Origin of the sequence: Kitasatospora sp. NPDC085464 (assembly GCF_044541955.1) — a bacterium.
GTDB lineage: Bacteria > Actinomycetota > Actinomycetes > Streptomycetales > Streptomycetaceae > Kitasatospora.
In genome coordinates, this window is the sequence record NZ_JBITTM010000082.1 from 14,846 (window position 1) to 30,871 (window position 16,026).

General features: G+C 70.7%; 20 protein-coding genes. 3 read left to right on the plus strand and 17 right to left on the minus strand.

From position 1 onward, the window contains the following. Positions 1-16: 16 nt before the first annotated feature. Positions 17-1,108, minus strand: coding sequence for an AAA family ATPase (locus ACIGG8_RS40860; RefSeq protein ID WP_396553643.1), 1,092 nt, complete (start codon positions 1,106-1,108; stop codon positions 17-19). Positions 1,109-1,194: 86 nt separating this feature from the next. Further along, positions 1,195-1,668: a hypothetical protein gene (locus tag ACIGG8_RS40865; protein WP_396553644.1), complete on the minus strand. Its 474-nt coding sequence runs from the start codon at positions 1,666-1,668 to the stop codon at positions 1,195-1,197. Positions 1,669-1,985: 317 nt separating this feature from the next. Between ACIGG8_RS40865 and ACIGG8_RS40870 the strand changes: the two genes are divergently transcribed. Both ACIGG8_RS40870 and ACIGG8_RS40875 read left to right on the plus strand, forming a co-directional pair. After that, entirely contained in the window at positions 1,986-2,165 is a 180-nt protein-coding gene (locus tag ACIGG8_RS40870) for a hypothetical protein (protein WP_396553645.1), read from the plus strand. 78 nt (positions 2,166-2,243) lie between these two features. Then, positions 2,244-3,071 (plus strand): endonuclease/exonuclease/phosphatase family protein, encoded by an 828-nt coding sequence (locus ACIGG8_RS40875; protein ID WP_396553646.1) that lies wholly within the window; start codon positions 2,244-2,246, stop codon positions 3,069-3,071. A gap of 7 nt (positions 3,072-3,078) precedes the next feature. Here ACIGG8_RS40875 and ACIGG8_RS40880 read toward each other — a convergent pair whose 3' ends face one another. The 12 genes from ACIGG8_RS40880 to ACIGG8_RS40935 all read right to left on the minus strand — a co-directional run bounded on the left by ACIGG8_RS40880 (position 3,079) and on the right by ACIGG8_RS40935 (position 11,228). Continuing rightward, positions 3,079-3,618, minus strand: coding sequence for a hypothetical protein (locus tag ACIGG8_RS40880; RefSeq protein WP_396553647.1), 540 nt, complete (start codon positions 3,616-3,618; stop codon positions 3,079-3,081). Between the two features lie 179 nt (positions 3,619-3,797). After that, complete coding sequence (locus ACIGG8_RS40885) at positions 3,798-4,289, minus strand: hypothetical protein (protein WP_396553648.1); 492 nt, start codon at positions 4,287-4,289, stop codon at positions 3,798-3,800. A 49-nt stretch (positions 4,290-4,338) separates the two neighbouring features. Next, the gene (locus tag ACIGG8_RS40890; protein WP_396553649.1) at positions 4,339-5,301 is read right to left on the minus strand and encodes a hypothetical protein; all 963 of its coding nucleotides are present in this window, start codon (positions 5,299-5,301) and stop codon (positions 4,339-4,341) included. Positions 5,302-5,414: 113 nt separating this feature from the next. Then, a complete protein-coding gene (locus ACIGG8_RS40895) occupies positions 5,415-5,696 on the minus strand; it encodes a hypothetical protein (RefSeq protein WP_396553650.1) in 282 nt (93 codons plus the stop codon). Between the two features lie 85 nt (positions 5,697-5,781). Next, positions 5,782-7,092, minus strand: a complete 1,311-nt coding sequence (locus ACIGG8_RS40900; RefSeq protein ID WP_396553651.1) for a hypothetical protein — start codon at positions 7,090-7,092, stop codon at positions 5,782-5,784. Beyond that, positions 7,089-7,592, minus strand: a complete 504-nt coding sequence (locus ACIGG8_RS40905) for a hypothetical protein (protein ID WP_396553652.1) — start codon at positions 7,590-7,592, stop codon at positions 7,089-7,091. Before ACIGG8_RS40905 ends, ACIGG8_RS40900 begins: the two co-directional genes overlap by 4 nt. Continuing rightward, positions 7,589-8,695, minus strand: a complete 1,107-nt coding sequence (locus ACIGG8_RS40910) for a hypothetical protein (protein WP_396553653.1) — start codon at positions 8,693-8,695, stop codon at positions 7,589-7,591. The genes ACIGG8_RS40905 and ACIGG8_RS40910 overlap by 4 nt, the downstream gene beginning before the upstream one ends. A 27-nt stretch (positions 8,696-8,722) precedes the next feature. After that, positions 8,723-8,854 (minus strand): hypothetical protein, encoded by a 132-nt coding sequence (locus tag ACIGG8_RS40915; RefSeq protein ID WP_396553654.1) that lies wholly within the window; start codon positions 8,852-8,854, stop codon positions 8,723-8,725. Continuing rightward, positions 8,851-9,177 (minus strand): hypothetical protein, encoded by a 327-nt coding sequence (locus tag ACIGG8_RS40920; protein WP_396553655.1) that lies wholly within the window; start codon positions 9,175-9,177, stop codon positions 8,851-8,853. Before ACIGG8_RS40920 ends, ACIGG8_RS40915 begins: the two co-directional genes overlap by 4 nt. 56 nt (positions 9,178-9,233) lie before the next feature. After that, the gene (locus ACIGG8_RS40925; protein WP_396553656.1) at positions 9,234-10,022 is read right to left on the minus strand and encodes a hypothetical protein; all 789 of its coding nucleotides are present in this window, start codon (positions 10,020-10,022) and stop codon (positions 9,234-9,236) included. Between the two features lie 53 nt (positions 10,023-10,075). Further along, positions 10,076-10,423 carry a hypothetical protein gene (locus ACIGG8_RS40930; protein ID WP_396553657.1) on the minus strand — a complete coding sequence of 116 codons (348 nt, stop codon included), beginning with the start codon at positions 10,421-10,423 and terminating at the stop codon, positions 10,076-10,078. Positions 10,424-11,081: 658 nt separating this feature from the next. After that, positions 11,082-11,228, minus strand: a complete 147-nt coding sequence (locus tag ACIGG8_RS40935) for a hypothetical protein (RefSeq protein ID WP_396553658.1) — start codon at positions 11,226-11,228, stop codon at positions 11,082-11,084. A 328-nt stretch (positions 11,229-11,556) separates the two neighbouring features. On the opposite strand from ACIGG8_RS40935, the gene ACIGG8_RS40940 reads away from it, so the two are divergent. Continuing rightward, a complete protein-coding gene (locus ACIGG8_RS40940; protein ID WP_396553659.1) occupies positions 11,557-12,180 on the plus strand; it encodes a hypothetical protein in 624 nt (207 codons plus the stop codon). A gap of 720 nt (positions 12,181-12,900) precedes the next feature. Here the strand turns inward: ACIGG8_RS40940 and ACIGG8_RS40945 are convergent. The 3 genes from ACIGG8_RS40945 to ACIGG8_RS40955 form a co-directional block, all read right to left on the minus strand. Continuing rightward, a complete protein-coding gene (locus ACIGG8_RS40945) occupies positions 12,901-13,686 on the minus strand; it encodes a hypothetical protein (protein ID WP_396553660.1) in 786 nt (261 codons plus the stop codon). 277 nt (positions 13,687-13,963) lie between these two features. Next, positions 13,964-14,440, minus strand: a complete 477-nt coding sequence (locus tag ACIGG8_RS40950) for a hypothetical protein (protein ID WP_396553661.1) — start codon at positions 14,438-14,440, stop codon at positions 13,964-13,966. 108 nt (positions 14,441-14,548) lie between these two features. Beyond that, a complete protein-coding gene (locus ACIGG8_RS40955; protein WP_396553662.1) occupies positions 14,549-15,562 on the minus strand; it encodes a hypothetical protein in 1,014 nt (337 codons plus the stop codon). Between the last annotated feature and the right edge of the window lie 464 nt (positions 15,563-16,026).

Here is a 16,026-nt window from a genome sequence, read left to right on the forward strand (position 1 = left end):
AAGACGGTCAGGGGGCCTACGCCGCTTCCTGACCGGTGAATTCGGCGTCGGCCTCCGCCTGCTGCGCCTCCGCAGCCGCCCGCAGGCGACTGGCGTCGTCGTCAGGATCGCCATCGATGTCAGCGGCTGGAGCGGCCAGCTGCCGAACCCGTTCCTGGACGGCCAGGCGCACGGTCTTCCACTCGGTCTCACTCAGCCCGGTAGCGGGCCCGGCGTCGAGCTCCTTCCACAGCTTCACGCACGCATCACGGTCGGGGGCCGCCTCGATACGTGCCATCCACGGCCCGGTGCGGTCCCCGGCGAGCGCCGGCATGTTCCGGGGCTGGCTGGCCGTTGAGCAGCCCAGGAGATCGAACACGAGGCGTTCGATGGAGAAGTCCGGCAACGGCATGGGCTTGCCCTTTTCCACGCGAAAGCGCAGTGTGCGGGCCCTGATCAGTTCCGGGTCCTGGTCGCGGCGCATCCGAACCCACACGGTCGAGTCGAACCCGAGGTCCTTCTGAGCCGCTACCTTCCACTCCCGTACCACGCGGCGTCGCTCATCGAGGAGCGGCTGGCCGTTGTCGTCCGTCGCGGAGATGTCCTTGCCCCGGGCCAGGATGATCGCGATGCCGGGGAAGGTCTGGAGCGCGTGGATGATGCGGTACCAGCGGTCAGTGGAGTCGTTCCACAGGTTCCGCGTCACGTCGACGTTCGCGTCCGGGTTGCGCTCCAGCTTCAAACGGTTCTTGTCGGTGCGGCGGGCGCGCTCGTAGGCCCAGTTCGAGAGCATCCGCCACAGGGCCGACCCGGAGTCGATCGCGAGGACGACCGGCTTCTCGCCGGCCTCGGCGGCGCGGCGGGCCTCGGCCTTGACCGCCTCGACCTGTTCGGCGATGTCCAGGTAGGTGCCGTCATGCTCGATGACCTCGAACCGGGCGCCGGGAATCGCCCCGTACTCGTCGGCGGAGCCCTCGGCGAGATCGAGCACATACATCTGCCCGATCTTGTCGGAGGAGCTGAACTCGATCGTGCTGTACGTCTTCCCCGCTCCCTCGTCACCCTCGATGAGGATCAGAGGGAAGGGCACGACGCCGGTGGGCTTGCGGGATTTGATCTTCGGTGGCACTTGGGGGTACTCCAAGACGAAGGGGGGCTCATGGAGGCGGGGGCAGCCCAGTGTCGGCTTCCGGGAACCTGCCGCCCGCCTGAACATCAGCGCGGCGGGTAACGGTGCTCCAGCCACGCGGCGGCGACCTGGTTCACGGTCGGTTCCCAGCCGCGTTCGCTGGCCTGGGCCTGCGCGTAGGTGGCGACCTCGTCGCGCCGCTCCGTGGTGCTGCGAACGGTGACGGTTTCCTTGGCGGAGGTGCCGCGCTTGGCGCGCACCGGCCGCTCCGGAATGAACTTGCCTGCGAGGAAGAGCTGCAGACCCTCATCGACCTCGGCCGTGACCGGATGGTCGGGGGTGGCGTCGTCCTGTGCCTGCCTCCACGTGTCGGCGTGGACGTACAGAGTCAGGGTGGGGTTGCCCGGCCGTGAACGGACGCGGCTTTCCCGTGCGGCGGCCTCAGCGACGGCAGCGGCGTGCTCCGCCGCCTCCGGGGTTCCCAGTTCCTTGAGGAACGCCGCGGCGGCAAACAGGCGGTGGCTGAGGCCGCTGGCCTTGGTCGTGGATCGGGTGGCCATCGTCGGGTGTCCTTTGCTGGGCGGACGCCCACCGCTCGGGACGGTGGGCGGACGCGCGGTGCGCGTTCTCACGCCAGTGTCCTCCTATTCGATTGCGCGCGCATCTAAGTACCGACGCGCTCGGTCGCTGATGATCCCGACGCTACAGCTATTCGAATGCGCGCGCAATTGAATACGGCTGGACTGTCGTCAGCCATGCAAAAAGGGCTGCCCCGCCCGCACCAACTGTGCGGAAGGACAACCCAGACGCAGACATCGTACTGAAATCTCCCGGCAAACCACACCCCCAGTTTCAGGAGCCCCACCAGTGACCATCCGTGACCATCGCGGGCCTGCTGGAGCCCGCCATCATCGACGGTGCTGGCGACACCTACTTCTCTGTGAACGCGGCCATGGACCGTCAGCCACAGGCTGACGCGGTGGAGGGCCGGTGGTCGACGATGGCGCCTTCGGGTTCTGACGCAGAGTCGACGTTCGGCAGACGGCGGCCCGTCTGATCCGTAGGCTCCAGGGCATGGCCACAGGTGCTGCAGATGCTCGGCGGCTGACCGGCGAGACCTTCAGAAGGAACTGCTGTGGCAGAACTGCGCATCGCCACTTTCAATACGCTGTTCGGCGGTCGGGACGACGAGGGGTACGGCGACGACCGCCGCTGGCAGCTGCAGGCCCGGTTCCTGCGCTCCCTGGAGGCCGACGTCTACGCTCTCCAGGAGTGCACCGTGTGGGACGTGCTCGGCGGCCGGCGCCTGCACCAGGCCCGCCGTGAACTCGGCATGACCAGCGCGTTCCTCGCGTTCGCCAACAAGACCACCACCGGGCATCGGTTCCACACGGCGCTGCTGTTCGGCCCGCGGGTCAGCGTGCTGGCCGAGGACGGGGACCGCGCCCGCTACCACCACGTCCTGGGCTGGGCGAACGTGGAGATCGACGGCGACCCGGTGCCCTGGGCCTTCCGCAACCTGCACCTGGACCCGTTCGACCCGGCCAACAGGGCCAGGGAGGTCCAGCCGCTCCAGACCCTCGCGGACCCCGGCCGCCGATCCGTGCTCCTCGGCGACGCCAACTCCCTCGGCTTCGGGCACCCGGAGCCCGACTGGACGCCGCTGCCCGCGCACCTGCGCAACGCCCAGCTCGGCCTCGACGAGCCGCGCTCGGCGCAGCGGACGGCGATGGAGCTGCTGCAGGCGGCCGGCTTCACCGACGTCGCCCACGCCCGCCGGGACAACCGGCACACCGGCGGCTTCGGCGCGGGCGACGTGCCGCGCCGCCAGGACCTGGTGCTGCTCTCACCCGCGCTCGCCCCGGCGGTGGTCGGCTACGAGGTGCACGACGAGCCGGTCACGGACGGGTTCAGCGACCACGCCGCAGTGGTCGTGACCATCGACGTAGATCGGATCGCCTGACACCGAGTCAGGCCGTGGTGGTGAGGTAGTGCCGGGTCAGCAGGCTCTCGGCCCACTCGGCACCGGTGAGCAGAAGCGGCCCGCCCGGCAGCTGCTCGAGGGACGGCAGCTCGGTGCCCGTCACCGTACTCATGACGGGCTCGTGGTCGTAGGTGAGCTCAGCGAACAGCTTGCCGACCGGGTTCCCGTCCACCAGCTGGCTGTAGCGCTCCAGCCCCGCCCGGATCCTCTCCGGCAGGCCGGTCCGGTCGGCGACCTGCTCGATGACCCACGCTGCTGTTACCCCGTCGAGCGGCTTGGGCCAGCCGGCCTCCTCGCCGTTCGGATCGCGGTCCGGATCGTGGTCCCGCGCGGTGTAGATGAGCAGCGCGACGGTCGGCAGCGCGTACGTCCACGGGCCGCTGCTGTAGCCCTTCGGGGTGCTGGTCGGTTCCAGAACGGTGGCTGCCCGGCGTACCGAGTCGTGCCACCGGTGCTCCAGCCACCCCGCGGCCGGCATGTCGTACGCCAGTCGGCCCGCCCGCCACCACAAGCTCTGAACGTCCATGTCACCAACCTAGGTCCCTCAGCCGCTCCTGTGGGCCCGAACGCGCAAACACCAGGGTTCGACGCGGGTCCGGGTCTGTCCGATGCCGTCTTGCACTAATAGGAGCGCCGAGGCCCCCTGCCGGTTTCCCAAGCCGGATCAGCTACTGGGAAGCGGTAGAGGTTGGTTGGGGGCTGGGGTCAGCTCTCGGCGTCCTCTTCGACCTTGGTCAGATCGTAGTCGGCAGCCTTCTTCGCGGCCTGGAGCAGCTGGTCGACGCGGCCGCGCGACATGCCGAACCGCTCGCCGAAGGTCCGGTTGTTCCAGCGCTTTCCGTCCGGTCCGTACTCGGAGCGCTGGGCGTCGAGCAGGCAGGTCCCTCGCAGGGTCATGTACCGGCCTCCGTCTCCGCGGGCGTCGGCGGGGATGAGGTCGTAGCGCTCCAGCGCCGGGGTGTTCCAGAAGGCGTCGCTGTCGGCCAGTTCCTGGCGGACGACGGCCACGGCCTTGGTGTGGCTGCTCGGCAGGGGGTGCACCATCAGGGCGTAGGCCCGGAGCAGTGCTTCGAGCTGGTCGGCGTTCTTCGCGGTGTGGGCCTTGAGGACTTCCTGGGCGAGCCGGCGGTAGGGGCTGTTGTCGCGCACCATGCGAGGGTCCCGGGTGGGCAGCGTTTCGAGCAGGGGCAGCGGCATGTCGAGTCCTCGTGGAAGTGGCGGGTGGCCGGCACCCATTTTTAGTGCCTCATGCTGGCTTTGTCAAAGTTTTTGCTACGCCCGGGCCGTCTCCCCGGGCGACTCGGTAGAAGTCGGTGGCGATCGGCCACCCGGCTTCCCCGACGTGGCGGCTGTTCGCCCTCCTCATCCAGGACAGCCAGGCCGTGTCCAGGCCCGTACGCAGAATCCGGACCCCGGGCGGGACCAGGCGAGGCGATCCGTCCTTCTGCGCGCCGGTGGTGTGCCGCAGGGTGATGAACAGCGCCCGGGAGCCTTCCAGGCCCTGGCGAAGGGTGTCCTGTACGACCTGGTCTCGTACCGGAAGCCACATCTTCAACGCGGCCGTCGTGTTCGCGTGCAGCAGGCACTCCTGCTCGACCCGCTCGGTGTGCCGCCCCGGTGCGGTCCACGCGAGTCGAATGCGCGACAGGTCATCGGACAAGTCGTCCACGTTGGCGGCGACCAGGCCGCTGGGCGTCGTCCCGGTGTCCCACAGCAACTCGACAGCGGCCAGCAGGCGCAGCCGGTACGGCTCCCAGCGTTCGGGCCCGACCTCGCTCAACTCGCGGCGCAGGACGACGTGCTCCATGGGCGCGACCGGGTTCTTGGTGTGGCCGGCCCACGGCCGCATGCCCTTGGCCTCCCACCAGTACGGCCGGTTCCCGGCTGCCCTGTTCAGGTCCGCCAGGCCGTCCATGATGTACCGGACGCTGGAGGGCTTCAGGTGGTTGTAGGGCGGCTTCGCCCGGCACTGGCCGGCCGCGATGTGCCCGAGCAGGGTCAGCGGCCACTCGTGGTACCCGACGACCTGCTCGTCGAGCAGGGCACCAGGGACCCGAAGCAGGGGACGGGCCAGGAACGTTAGGCCGCGCTCGATGGTGGCCACCGTCACCTTGAGGCGTTCGCCTCGTTTCTCGCTGGTGTTGATGTCCCGGTTCGCAAGGGCCACCCGCAGGACGTCGTTCAAGTGGTCGAAGGCCTCGCCGCTCATGGGAAGAGCGTACGGGCACCGGAGCGCTCGCTGTGAGCGCCTGAGCAGAAGTCACCGCAGAGGCGTCAGGGGATGGTGGCCGGGGCCCCGTGACGATCAGCTCGACGGGGGCATCACGGCCGCCACGGGACCGTGAGCGCGGGCGCCGGCATTCCCTGCAGCGTTCCGCCGCTGTTCATGGTCGTGTCGCCGCGCTGGAAGTGGATGAAGCTGGCCGTCGTTTCGCTGAGCATGGTGACCGGGCGAGGCCCGGCCAGAGGCGAGGCGTGCAGTGGAACGACCGTCCACTGGCCCTTGGCGGCGGGATCAGGAATCTGCTCGCCCAGGTACTCCGGCACCTTCCCGGGGGCGAGCCGGTACCAGCCGGTGTCGGGGGCGGTCCACGCATTCGACATGCCGAGCATCTTCTCCCATGCCATCCGCATCCGCTGGCCAATTTTTCGGGCTGGCCGCGGCAGCGGATGGGGCTGCACTGGGCGATCAGTGCTCGCCTCGGAGCTGGCGGGTCACCGCCCAGGGGTTGTTCGCCTTCTGGTGGATCTTGCGGAAGTAGCGCTGCATCGCCTTGGATCCCTTCGCCCAGTCGCCGAGCTCGGAGATCTGGTCTTCGGGTACGCCGCCTTCCTTGAGCTCGGTGGCGCCGCCAGCGCGCAGCCCGTGCGCGGTGACCTTGGCGGCGGTGGGTGCGTTGAGCAGCGCGTTGTAGCCGAGGTCGGCGCGCTCGACCTCGGACAGGTGGGCCAGCTTCCGCTCGGCCGCCTTCGCCTTGGCCTTCACGTAGCCGTTGATGGCCTCGCCGGAGAGCATCGACAGCTTCGTCCAGTCCTCCGGGGTCAGCTCCTCGTCCTTCTTCTCGGTACCGTTCGGGTGCTTGGGGCGGGTCTGCGGGGTGAGGCGGACAGCCAGGCGTCCGGCCTTGTCCAGGGCCCTGAAGGCGGCTTGGTCCGCGGGCTGGTGGATTCGGCGTCCGTACTCCAGCCATGTGCGCATCCGGCGGACCGGGCACAGGTGCGGGGCGTCGTCGCGGGCCGGAACCCAGCCCTCGTACACCGAGCCGTCCTTGCGGGTCTTGCGGTCGACCAGTCGTACGTGCATGCCGTCGCGTTCCAAGACGAGGTGGATGACGAGCAACTGGGCGAGCTCGATCCGGCGGGTGAGCAGGTGGAAGCCCAGAGTCAGGATCGCCGCGTCCCGTAGGTCGGCTGGCCGGCCGCGTTCATCGCAGACCGCGAGCATGACCTCCAGATCGGCTTCCCGGACCGCGGGGGACTGCTTCTCGGTGTTCGTCTTCGACCAGTTCGTGCGGAACGCCGAGATCATCTCGCGAATCTGCAGGGTGCCCGGCCGAGTGTGCCCCGGGGTCTCCCGTTCCTGCCAGGTGACGACCGCGCTGCTGTAGACCTGGACCGTGTTCGGGTCGTAGGTGCCACTGCGGATCATCCAGCCGACGTACTCGATCAGGGTGGCGGTCGTGCAAGGCAGTGCGACCCGGTTGCGCTGTGCGCACCACCGCTGGAACAGGCTGACCTGGTTGTCCTTGTTCCGGGCGGTGTTGTGCCGGCGCGCGGCCTTCAGCAGTTCCTCGGTCTCGGGGGAGATCACGAAGTCGGCAAGGCTGTAGTCAGGTGCGAGAGGCTGCGGCAGCGGCTGGCCTGCGACCAGGACGGTGTCACGGTGGAAGCCGCTGAGGTCCAGGCCGAGGGGCTCGCGCACTGCGGGCAGGGCCTGCTGGTCCTCGTCCAGCAGTTCGGCGTCGATGACCTCGGCGGCAGGTGATTGGTTCAGGGTCACGGAACCTCCTGTGCGAGGGGGCCGGGTTCCCCGGGCGGCGGTGCAGGCGTGTTCGGGAGGGCCAGTGCGCCCGGTGGCAGGCCCGCTTTCAGGACCGCGTCGTTGACGTCGGCCTGGAGGTTGTCGGGGTCGTAGGTGAGCGCTGCCCAGGTGTGTCGCCGGGCCTGGGCAGCGCGGCGGAAGGCGGCGTGCAGCGGCACACCGAGGTAGAGGAGAGCGCCGCCATCGGGGATGGTGGTGTCGGCCACGGTGCCCTGAGCCGTCAGACACCAGGCGTGTTCGAAGACCGGGAACATCAGCGGCGCATCCGCGACCAGGACGAATCCCTCGACGTACGTGGCGCCGACGGCGTCGGCGTACCTGCTGGCCTCCTCGAAGCAGCGGCCGGGTCGCCCGCGGGGCCGGTCACCAGGCCAGGTGTCGTCGCCCGAGTGGAGTCGCGCGTACGTGTCCACCCACTGCCGCAGCTTCTGCTCGGCTGCGCCGGCAGTGCCGGTCACGAGTCAGCCCGCTGCGCTCGGTCGGCGGCTGGCTCGGGGGCAACCGGAGAGCGGGTGACTTCCATCCAGACGTTGGCGGGCCTCCAGGTCACGGTGTAGCCGTGAAGAGGAGCCTTCTCGACGGCCCACCGGTAGTGCTCCATCACCTCGGGGAGGCCATCCAGGTCATTGCCCATGAGGGTGTAGCCCCCGGCGAGGCGGTACCGCACCTCGATCTGGTGCGAGGACTTGACTGATCGCGAACCGTCGCGGCCTCCGCGGGCGAGGAAGACGAAGCCCTCCCGGTCGTCACCACCGATGGCCAGCCCCATCGCGCTGAACAGGCGTTCAGCCTGAATGAGCGTGATCCGCTTCGCGGGACTGCCTGCTGTGGCTGGCTGGGCTGACCTGGCTTCCGGAACAACACGTCCAGTCGCCGGTTCGTTGCGCGGATCGTCCTCCTCCACGGCCTGCATCAGGTCAGCCACCAGGGCGGACGGGTACTTCGGGTGGTCGGCCCACTTCCGGGCCTGCTGGATCAGGTGGCCCAGGTGCTTGCCCGCCAAATCCAGCCGGCCGGCGGTGAGTGCCATGTCCACGGCTCCGTGGGCGTAGGAGGTGGCGCGGAGTATCAGACCGAGGCCGGAGTAGAGGCCTTCGGCGGTGACGTGGACCTGCTCTTGGGCGCAGCGGTTGATGAAGCCGGCCAGCTCGTTGACCTGGTCGCGGACAAGCGCGGCCGATGGCCGCCCGTGCTCTCGGCCGGCGAGCAGCGCGGCCACCTGGACGTTGGTGTCCTTCCGCAGGCGGGCGATGTCGTCCAACTGCCCTGTGTCGGTGGGCCATGCGCGCCGGGCTGCCTGGTCGAGGAGCGCTTCCATCTGGTGGAGCGCCACCGTCTCGGTGAAGCCGTCTGCCCCAGCGGCTTCACCGAACAGGGCGGCCTCGCTCAGCATGCTGTCCACCGACCGGGCGGCCAGGTGGGCGGCCGTCGAGTCGACGGCTCCGCCGACCTGGGGGTGCTCGTTCACGCGGGCAGCGATGACCTGGTGCAGGCGGCGGATGCGTTCGCGGTATCCGGCTCGCTCCAGGTCTTCGGCAGAGTCGTGCGAGTGCTGCTCCATGCAGAAGTGCCTTTCTGATCGGTGCTCTCAGGTGTTGGCCGTCAGTCCGTACTGCAGCAGCGGGTACAGGGTCTCGGGGCGTTCGAGGAGGCCGGTGCCGAAACTTGGGTTCGGGCGTAGCGCGCGGGCGGCGGCCGCGCTGTCCGGCGTCGCGCTCATGCCGCGGCCGGGTCGGCGGCGAACGGGTCCGGGACCGGAGTGGCCGCGACCCAGCCGGTGGCGGTCTCGTACTCCATGGCCCAGGTGACGTGGCAGATGCTGGGCTCCTCGGCCGCGTAGAACATGACCTTGAGCCGCTGGCCGACGGTGTCCACGATGACGCCCTCCCGGCCGTCGTGCCGGACGCGGCCGCCGAGCGCGACCTCGATGCCGCAGCGGTGCTCCAGCCCGTAGTAGCGGGCGATGTGCTCCAGGTCGGCGGCCTGCCGGCGCCGGGTCTGGGCCTCGGCCTCGGTCTGGTCCTCGGGGTCGTCGTACGTCATGCCGGTCTCCTTGACGGGGCGTGAGGTGGTGCGGGGGAGCCGCGAGCGGGTGGTACTCACTCGGCGGTGGGGTCGGCGTGCGGGGTGATCGTGTCGACCACCTCGCGCAGCAGTTCACGGATGGCCTTCTCCTGGCGGTCCCACCGCTTGCGGAGCTTCTCCGGGTCCGGGGTGGTCACCAGGTTGGGCTGCTGCAGCAGCAGGTCGACGGCCTTCATCGACTCCCAGGTCCGGTCGAAGACCTCCAGCAGCACCTGGTAGCGGGCGACGGCGGCGGCCTCGGTCCGGCAGCGCCGGTCGGTGCAGGTCATCTCGGCGTGGACGGTGAGGAATCCGTCGTCGTCGGAGGTGATGGTGAGCGGCAGGCCCGCTTCCGGGACCTCCCGGCGGCACGGGTGCTGCTCGGCTAGCTCCTCGCGGGCCTCCTTGTGCAGGCCGGGGTAGCCGCCGACCTGGGCGAGCAGGTCCGCGGTGATGCCGCGCTCGTAGACGTGCACCACCGAGGCCGGGAGCTGTCGGCCGGGCGTACTGTTCACGGCGGCCGGCTCGCTGCTCACGGTGGCCGACTCGGTGGCGCGGCGGACCCCGGGGTAGGCCGGGTGGTCGCGCCAGCGCTGCGCGAGGTTGACCAGCTCGGCGCCGCCCTCGGCGCGGCCGAGCAGGGAGGCCGGGGCCGTGCCGTCGGCCTGGTCGGCGATCTCGGCGACCCGCTTAAGTCGGCGCTGCAGGGCGCGGCGGGTGGAGTGGTGCAGGCTGTCCTTGGCGAGTTCCTCGTGCAGGCGGGAGCGGACGAAGCCGACCCAGTCGTGGTGGCGGCCGCCAGCCTGGGGTTGATCGGGCGTCACGTGCTCTCCTGCCGGGCGGTGCCAAGTGCGGTGCGGGATATGGCTGTTGGTGCTCAGTCTTCCATGTGGTCGAGCCGGTGCTGCAGGTGGCGCAGCGCGGCGTCGGGGTCGGTGGTGGTGAGGTGTTCGAGCCACGGGTTGTCGGGGTGGTCGTCGTGGCCGTACCAGAGCAGCGACATCTCCCGCAGCATCCGCAGGGCGTGGATCTGCTGGAGCGCCCCGGTGGCGTGGGCGTGGGTGAGCACCTGCTCGATCCGGGCGTCGAGGTGCGCGAAGTGCTCACGCTCGGCGGCCGGCCGCTCCGGGTCGGCGGTACGCTCGGCAATCCGGGCCCGGACGAAGCCGGCGAGCTCGGCCAGCAGCCGCCCGAGCGGCGCGGGGGCGGTGCTCGACGTCGTCACGGTGCCTCTCCTGCCGAAAACGGGGGTTCTGAGGGAGAGCTTCTCACAGCGGTTGCCTCGTATATTGCCAGATATACGAGGCTAACGAGGTTAGCCACGCGACGGAAGGGTCCGGAGGGGTGTAGAGGGGCGACCGGGCGGGGGCAGCGTTCCATTGGGAACACTGCCCCCGGGAGCGACCGTGGCCGACGCCGGCCCACCCCGCTAGGCCAACCCGACCGCCCGGGGCCCGGCGTCAGCACCGACCCCCCTCCCGGGCGCGTCACAACGGTGCCACCATCAGACTTCTGACGGTGCCTCCCGCAGACCTCGATCCTTTTCCGGACCGTGGTAGATTGAGACTTAGGTCATCGAAAGAAGCTGGATGCATTGGATTGCTTCCCGAACCGCAACTAATCGGCTTTCAAAGTTGATGATTGGGGATTAGATTCCGCAAACGGTAGCCAAGTTGGTAATCCGGAATCATTGTTAGCCTCCGGGATTAGTTGCCGATTCGGACCTAAGATAGTGACTTCCGGAGGTTCATTCCGCCGGAGACATGGTGAAGCCGCCCGGCGTCCTCGCGAGGGAACAGGCCGGGCGGCCGCGGACCGCGCACAGCGCGGCGGATCACCACCCGTGCGGCCCGGGGTGCAACCCGGGCCGCACGGCCACGCGCTCACAGCCAGCGGAAGATCTCCGCCGCCAACCTGAGCACTTCGATGACGATCACGCCCACCATCTGCACGCGGCGTTCCCGCTGGTCGTCCCGCTTCGGTCGAACCGGCTCGTCGCCGGCCTCGGACTCCCTCGGTTCTCCAGCCATGGAACGCTGCTCCCCTCCCTCGATGGACGCTACTGACCGCGTCCGGGCCCCTAGGTTCGGAGAACCCAAGATCGCATGGGAGGAGTCCAGGGAATGACCCCCGGAAATTGCAGTGCCGCGGCCGATCCTATAACGTCCTGATGGCGCGTCAAAACTCTGTAGGAAACCCTATAGTGTTCGTGCTCGATCAATCGCCCTGACCTGCACTCCTGCAAAACGCCACCGGGTAGCGCGCAGGACCTGCCCCGGCGGCCGGGCGCCGGGGCAGGGGCCTGTCGGTGCGCTGCGGCATCCTGGAGCCCCCCACCACCGCGAGGAGAGAGCGGCCATGGACGAGAAGCTGAGGCAGCGCGCGGCGAAGGTGCGGGCGGTCGCCGAGGACAGCCGGGTCCCGGACGGCCTGCGCGCGGCCGCGCGCACCCGCCTCGTCGCCCTCCAGGAGCGCCACGGCCCGCTGCCGGACGTCCCCTCCCCACGCCAACCCGCCATCGGCAGCCGGGTCCTGGGCGAGAAGGCCGAAGCCACCTGGGACCTGTCCACCCGGGACGTCGCCGCCCTGATCAAGGCCGAGATCGGCGCCGCCCGGAAACCGGCCCCCCGCCGGGGCGCCCCGGACGCCGTGGCACAGCACAGCCCGATCCGGGACGCACCCAAGGGCACCCGCATCCACGTCTCACACCGGCTGTCCACCGGCTCCGCCAGCATCACCATCAACGTCCGCGGCGTGCCCAACGACTGGGCCATCAGCGGCCGTTCCGAGGTCCGGCCAGGCGTGGTACGCAACGTGCCCTCCCCGGCCTGCCGGGCCCTCGCGCAGGCCCTGTGGGTGCTCGGCGAGGCGTACAACTGGCACGGCGACGGCTACATGCAGGACTACGCCGACTACCGGTTCTTCTTCCGCGTCGAGGTCTACTGCGCGGACGGCACCCACCTCAACCTGGATGTCACCTGACCCCCACCAGGCCCGGATGCAGGCGTGAACGAGCTGATCAGCGCTATCTGTGCGGTCATGAAGGCAAGCCTAGGGGCGTCGAAACCGCATGCAGAGGCCGCCTAGAGAGGGCTTGACCTGCGGCCCTTCGTGCCGCACCCGCTCCACAGTGCGGAAGTCTACTGCTGACCTCCAACCGGGCAGCGCGGTTCACTCGAACGGATGAATGCGCCGGACCTCCTCACGGGCAGGAAAGGACAGGCACCGGACGAAGCGCCGCCAGTAGCCAGAGGCTGACGCCACCGGATCGCCGTCGGGGGTTCTCGTCCAGCGCCCGGAGGACCAGCGGCCCGGCCTGGACATCGCCTCCCGCCCCGGCGACAGGGCGGCACGGTCGGAGCAGCACATCCCGGGGCGGGCTCGGCCGCCCGATCTCCCTGACCGTCCCACCTCCCCGCACAGACGGCGCTCGCCGCGCCGCACCCCGGCCGAGCGGACCGCCGAGGCCGTGGCGCAGTTGTCGCTGGAGGAGCAGTTGGTGCTCGGCAGGTCCCGGCGGCAGGCGCGCAGCGCTGAGTCGGCCGCGCGGCGGCTGGTGGGCGAGATGCTGGGCCGGTAGGGGCACCCGGCGTGCCCCCGTGCGGCGCATCTGGTCGCGCACTCACCCCCGGGCACGGGGCACGCTGGGATTGCGGTGGGACGGCCGTGGACCCCCGAGCACGGCCGTCCCCTGACTTTCGGTCAGCCCTGGTCGCCGAGGAGACGGGCGACAACCGGTCCGGCCTCGCGGTTGATCCCCTCGACCAGGACCTGCACGGCGCTGCGGGCGCACTCGGCCAGGCCCGGGCCTTCGATCTCGGCCAGGGTGGGCGTCGGCAGCGGCCAGCCCTTTGCCAGGATCTGCACCGTGCTGGTCGTCAGCACCGAGATCTGGTGCCGGTGCGCGTCGGGCTCCTCCAGCGCCGAGTAGTCCTCGTCACCGATGCGGTGGCTCGCCGCCTCCCAGTCGCCCCACGCGTAGGGCAGGCGGTCGCCGGCCAGCCGGTTGTGGGTCAGCGGCACCTCGACGGCGACGACCAGGTCGCCAGCCCAGTCGTCGCGGTGCGTGTGCACGCGGCGCAGGTCCGGGCGCCGTCGCACGTATCCGGGGGACATGACCGGGCCGGTGGCGATCCGCCAGGCCGCGGCCGCGAACCGCACCGGGTCCGGGTCCTCGTCGGACCACAGCACGAACTCCTTGCGGCGCTGGTTGACGTAGGCGGTGTAGCGGCTACCGCCGCGGCGGTCGGCGTACTCGGTGTCGTAGGCGTCGTCGATACGGACGAGGGTGGTCGCGGACCAGGGCGTGGGCATGAGGGGGCCTCCAGCGGGCGTGGTGGGGGTGGCCGGAGCCGGGGCGGGCTCGACGGCCTGGGGGTCGGCGGCGGCCTGGGCGGCGCGCAGCAGCTCGGTGTAGGGCGCTTCGGCGCCGGCTTGCTGGGCCGCCCGGGCGGCGCGGGCCGCGCCTGGGCGGTTCTTCTTCGTCACGGTGCTCGTTCCTGGGCGGGCCTGCCCCACGCGCTCCCCGCCCGGACAACGGCACGGCGAAAGAGAGCACGGGCACCCGAAGGTCCCTTGGTCGGCGGCGCCCCGGCGTCCCGGCGTGGGCGGGGAAGAGGGCAGCGACGATCGGCAGTGCGTGTCCAGCCGAGGCCAGCGTATCCCGCTGGCGGGCCGGAATGGGCCGCCCCTAGTAACGTGCCGCCCGACGAGGATTCAGCGGCGGCTTCGGGGTGCCGATGGAGTGGGAGCCAGGTGCTGCCAGCTACCGGGGGTCGCCGAGGAGTTCGGCTTCGAAGGCGCGGTGCTCGGCGAGGGCCGCGCCTTCCTCAAGCCGGTACCAGCCCTCCATACCGAGGCTGATGATGTACGCCTCGATGGCGCGGCGGGCGTGGGCGTGCCCGAAGACGTTGAGGTAGGCGGACAGGTCGGTCGGCCTGCCATGCAGGTAGCTGATCGCCAGGTCCAGGAAGCGCTGGTCGCCGCCGGTCAGGTAGACGGCGTCGTCATCACGGAGCGCGGGCAGGTCGACATCGGCGACCAGGACCTCCAGGCCGTCCTCGTCCGTCTCGTAGCGCAGGCGGATGTGCCGGGCGACATCGGGGCGGCCAAGCAGGTCGGTGAAGGTGAGCAGGTGCGTCGCGGCCTTCAGGGATTCGCTGCCGCTCAGGCGCACGCGGGCCTCGACGGCTTGCCGCAGGGTCTCGCCGGTCAGGGAGAGCGGGTCGGGCGCGGTGGTCATGACGGTCCTGCCTTCTCGCCGACGGATGGCCTGGACGCTGAGCCTATCGCCGCCCGGGGGATGGTGAGAGGGCTTGCGGCCGATTCCCACGAACGGGGAAAGTGCGGGTCAGCGGCGGGGTTTGGCGGTGACGATGCGAAGCCAGCCGTCGGCGCCACGCGTGGCGGCGGCCTGGCGGGTGGGGTAGCGGTCGCTGCGGTTGGGGGTGGAGCCGTGCGGCCAGGCGTTCCAACCGTTGCGGCGCAGGTTGGTGTAGTTCGGGGCGAGGTGGCAGATCATGGTGCCGTCGGCGGCGACCAGGTCCCAGGTGCCGGTGTCGGCGTAGTGCTCGGCCTTGACCAGCTCAGCGGTGTCCAGCAGGGCGAGGGCCTTCTTGCGGGTCAGGCGCAGCGGCCTCGACACGACCGGGGCCGTCTTCTTCGCCGCCGCTGCCCGGCGCCGGGACGCTGGCGCGGCCTCACTCATGGAGGCGTCACGTGACGGCTGCACCCCGCCGGGGCGGGCCCGGTCGGCATCCGGGCCGTCCGCTCCGGTCGCCTCCTTCGCCATGGCCACCCAGTCGTCTCCGAGGACGCCGGCGAGCTGCTCCCAGTGAGTGATGGGCGCTGCGGTACGCAGGTCGTCGGGAAGCCGGCCGACATCCTCCAGACGTGGCAGCCGCCCCGGTGCCGGCGCGGCGGAGGCGTCCTGACTGGCGGAGGCGTCACGTGACGGCTTGCCGGGGGTGGGGCGCAGCTTCAGCGCGGTGACGGTGGGGACCACCGTGGTGTCGCTCCAGTCGATGTCGGGGTGGCGGGCCAGGGTGCGGGCGATCAGCGCGGCCGCGTTGGTGGCGAGCACGTCCAGGTCGACCGGGTCCGGGGCAATGCCCGCGGTCAGGGCGGTGCCGGTGCGACCGGCCGCGTAGGCGAGGGCGTCGGCGAGCTGCCGGGCCGGGATCGCGGAGGTCCGCTCGTCCTCCACCGGTGCCGGCGGCACGGCCGGGGCTTGGGTGGCGCGCTGCCGGGCGGCGGCCATGCGGCACCGCCCGGAGCAGTACTGGGCATCCGCTCTCGCTCCCTCGGGCAGCGGCTTGCCGCAGTTCTCGTTGGCGCACCTGCGTTCGCCGTTCGCCGAGCCCATGGCCGCCTCCCACTGCCGCTAGCCGTCACGTGACGGCTAGCGTACGCCGTCGCCGGTCGGCGCGGGCGGTGGCAGGGGGCGACGTGGTGGAGGCCAGCAGCGCGCTCAAGCACCTGGAGCTGGCGACGTAGCGCCCGTCTGCTCCGGGCCGGTGACCGCCAGGGCCTGCGGTGCGCGCTGCGGCCCCATGCGGCGCCGATCTTGCCACCCGGTGTGGGCCGCCGCCCGCGACGAGAACCGCTGCGGGCGGCCCCCGCCTCCAGTAGCACAGTCCGGTTCTCGGAAGTGGCCAGGGAGCCTGGGCGCTCCTATTAGTGCAAGACCGTATCGGACAGATCGACTGGTGGGGGGGGCCCCCCCCGGGGGGGGGGCCCCCCCCCCCCCGCGAGACCGCAACGGTGTGAGGGGGGCGGGGCCGCCCGGGGCCGGGGGGGGGGTGGCGGGGGGCGGGGGGGGGGGGGCGC

Excerpts from the sequence above, each read along its gene's own strand:
- ACIGG8_RS40865 (WP_396553644.1), bottom strand. The coding sequence starts at position 1,668 with ATGGCCACCCGATCCACGACCAAGGCCAGCGGCCTCAGCCACCGCCTG.
- ACIGG8_RS40880 (WP_396553647.1), bottom strand. The coding sequence starts at position 3,618 with ATGGACGTTCAGAGCTTGTGGTGGCGGGCGGGCCGACTGGCGTACGAC.
- ACIGG8_RS40885 (WP_396553648.1), bottom strand. The coding sequence starts at position 4,289 with ATGCCGCTGCCCCTGCTCGAAACGCTGCCCACCCGGGACCCTCGCATG.
- ACIGG8_RS40890 (WP_396553649.1), bottom strand. The coding sequence starts at position 5,301 with ATGAGCGGCGAGGCCTTCGACCACTTGAACGACGTCCTGCGGGTGGCC.
- ACIGG8_RS40895 (WP_396553650.1), bottom strand. The coding sequence starts at position 5,696 with ATGTCGAATGCGTGGACCGCCCCCGACACCGGCTGGTACCGGCTCGCC.
- ACIGG8_RS40910 (WP_396553653.1), bottom strand. The coding sequence starts at position 8,695 with ATGGAGCAGCACTCGCACGACTCTGCCGAAGACCTGGAGCGAGCCGGA.
- ACIGG8_RS40915 (WP_396553654.1), bottom strand. The coding sequence starts at position 8,854 with ATGAGCGCGACGCCGGACAGCGCGGCCGCCGCCCGCGCGCTACGCCCG.
- ACIGG8_RS40920 (WP_396553655.1), bottom strand. The coding sequence starts at position 9,177 with ATGACGTACGACGACCCCGAGGACCAGACCGAGGCCGAGGCCCAGACC.
- ACIGG8_RS40935 (WP_396553658.1), bottom strand. The coding sequence starts at position 11,228 with ATGGCTGGAGAACCGAGGGAGTCCGAGGCCGGCGACGAGCCGGTTCGA.
- ACIGG8_RS40940 (WP_396553659.1), top strand. The coding sequence starts at position 11,557 with ATGGACGAGAAGCTGAGGCAGCGCGCGGCGAAGGTGCGGGCGGTCGCC.
- ACIGG8_RS40950 (WP_396553661.1), bottom strand. The coding sequence starts at position 14,440 with ATGACCACCGCGCCCGACCCGCTCTCCCTGACCGGCGAGACCCTGCGG.
- ACIGG8_RS40955 (WP_396553662.1), bottom strand. The coding sequence starts at position 15,562 with ATGGGCTCGGCGAACGGCGAACGCAGGTGCGCCAACGAGAACTGCGGC.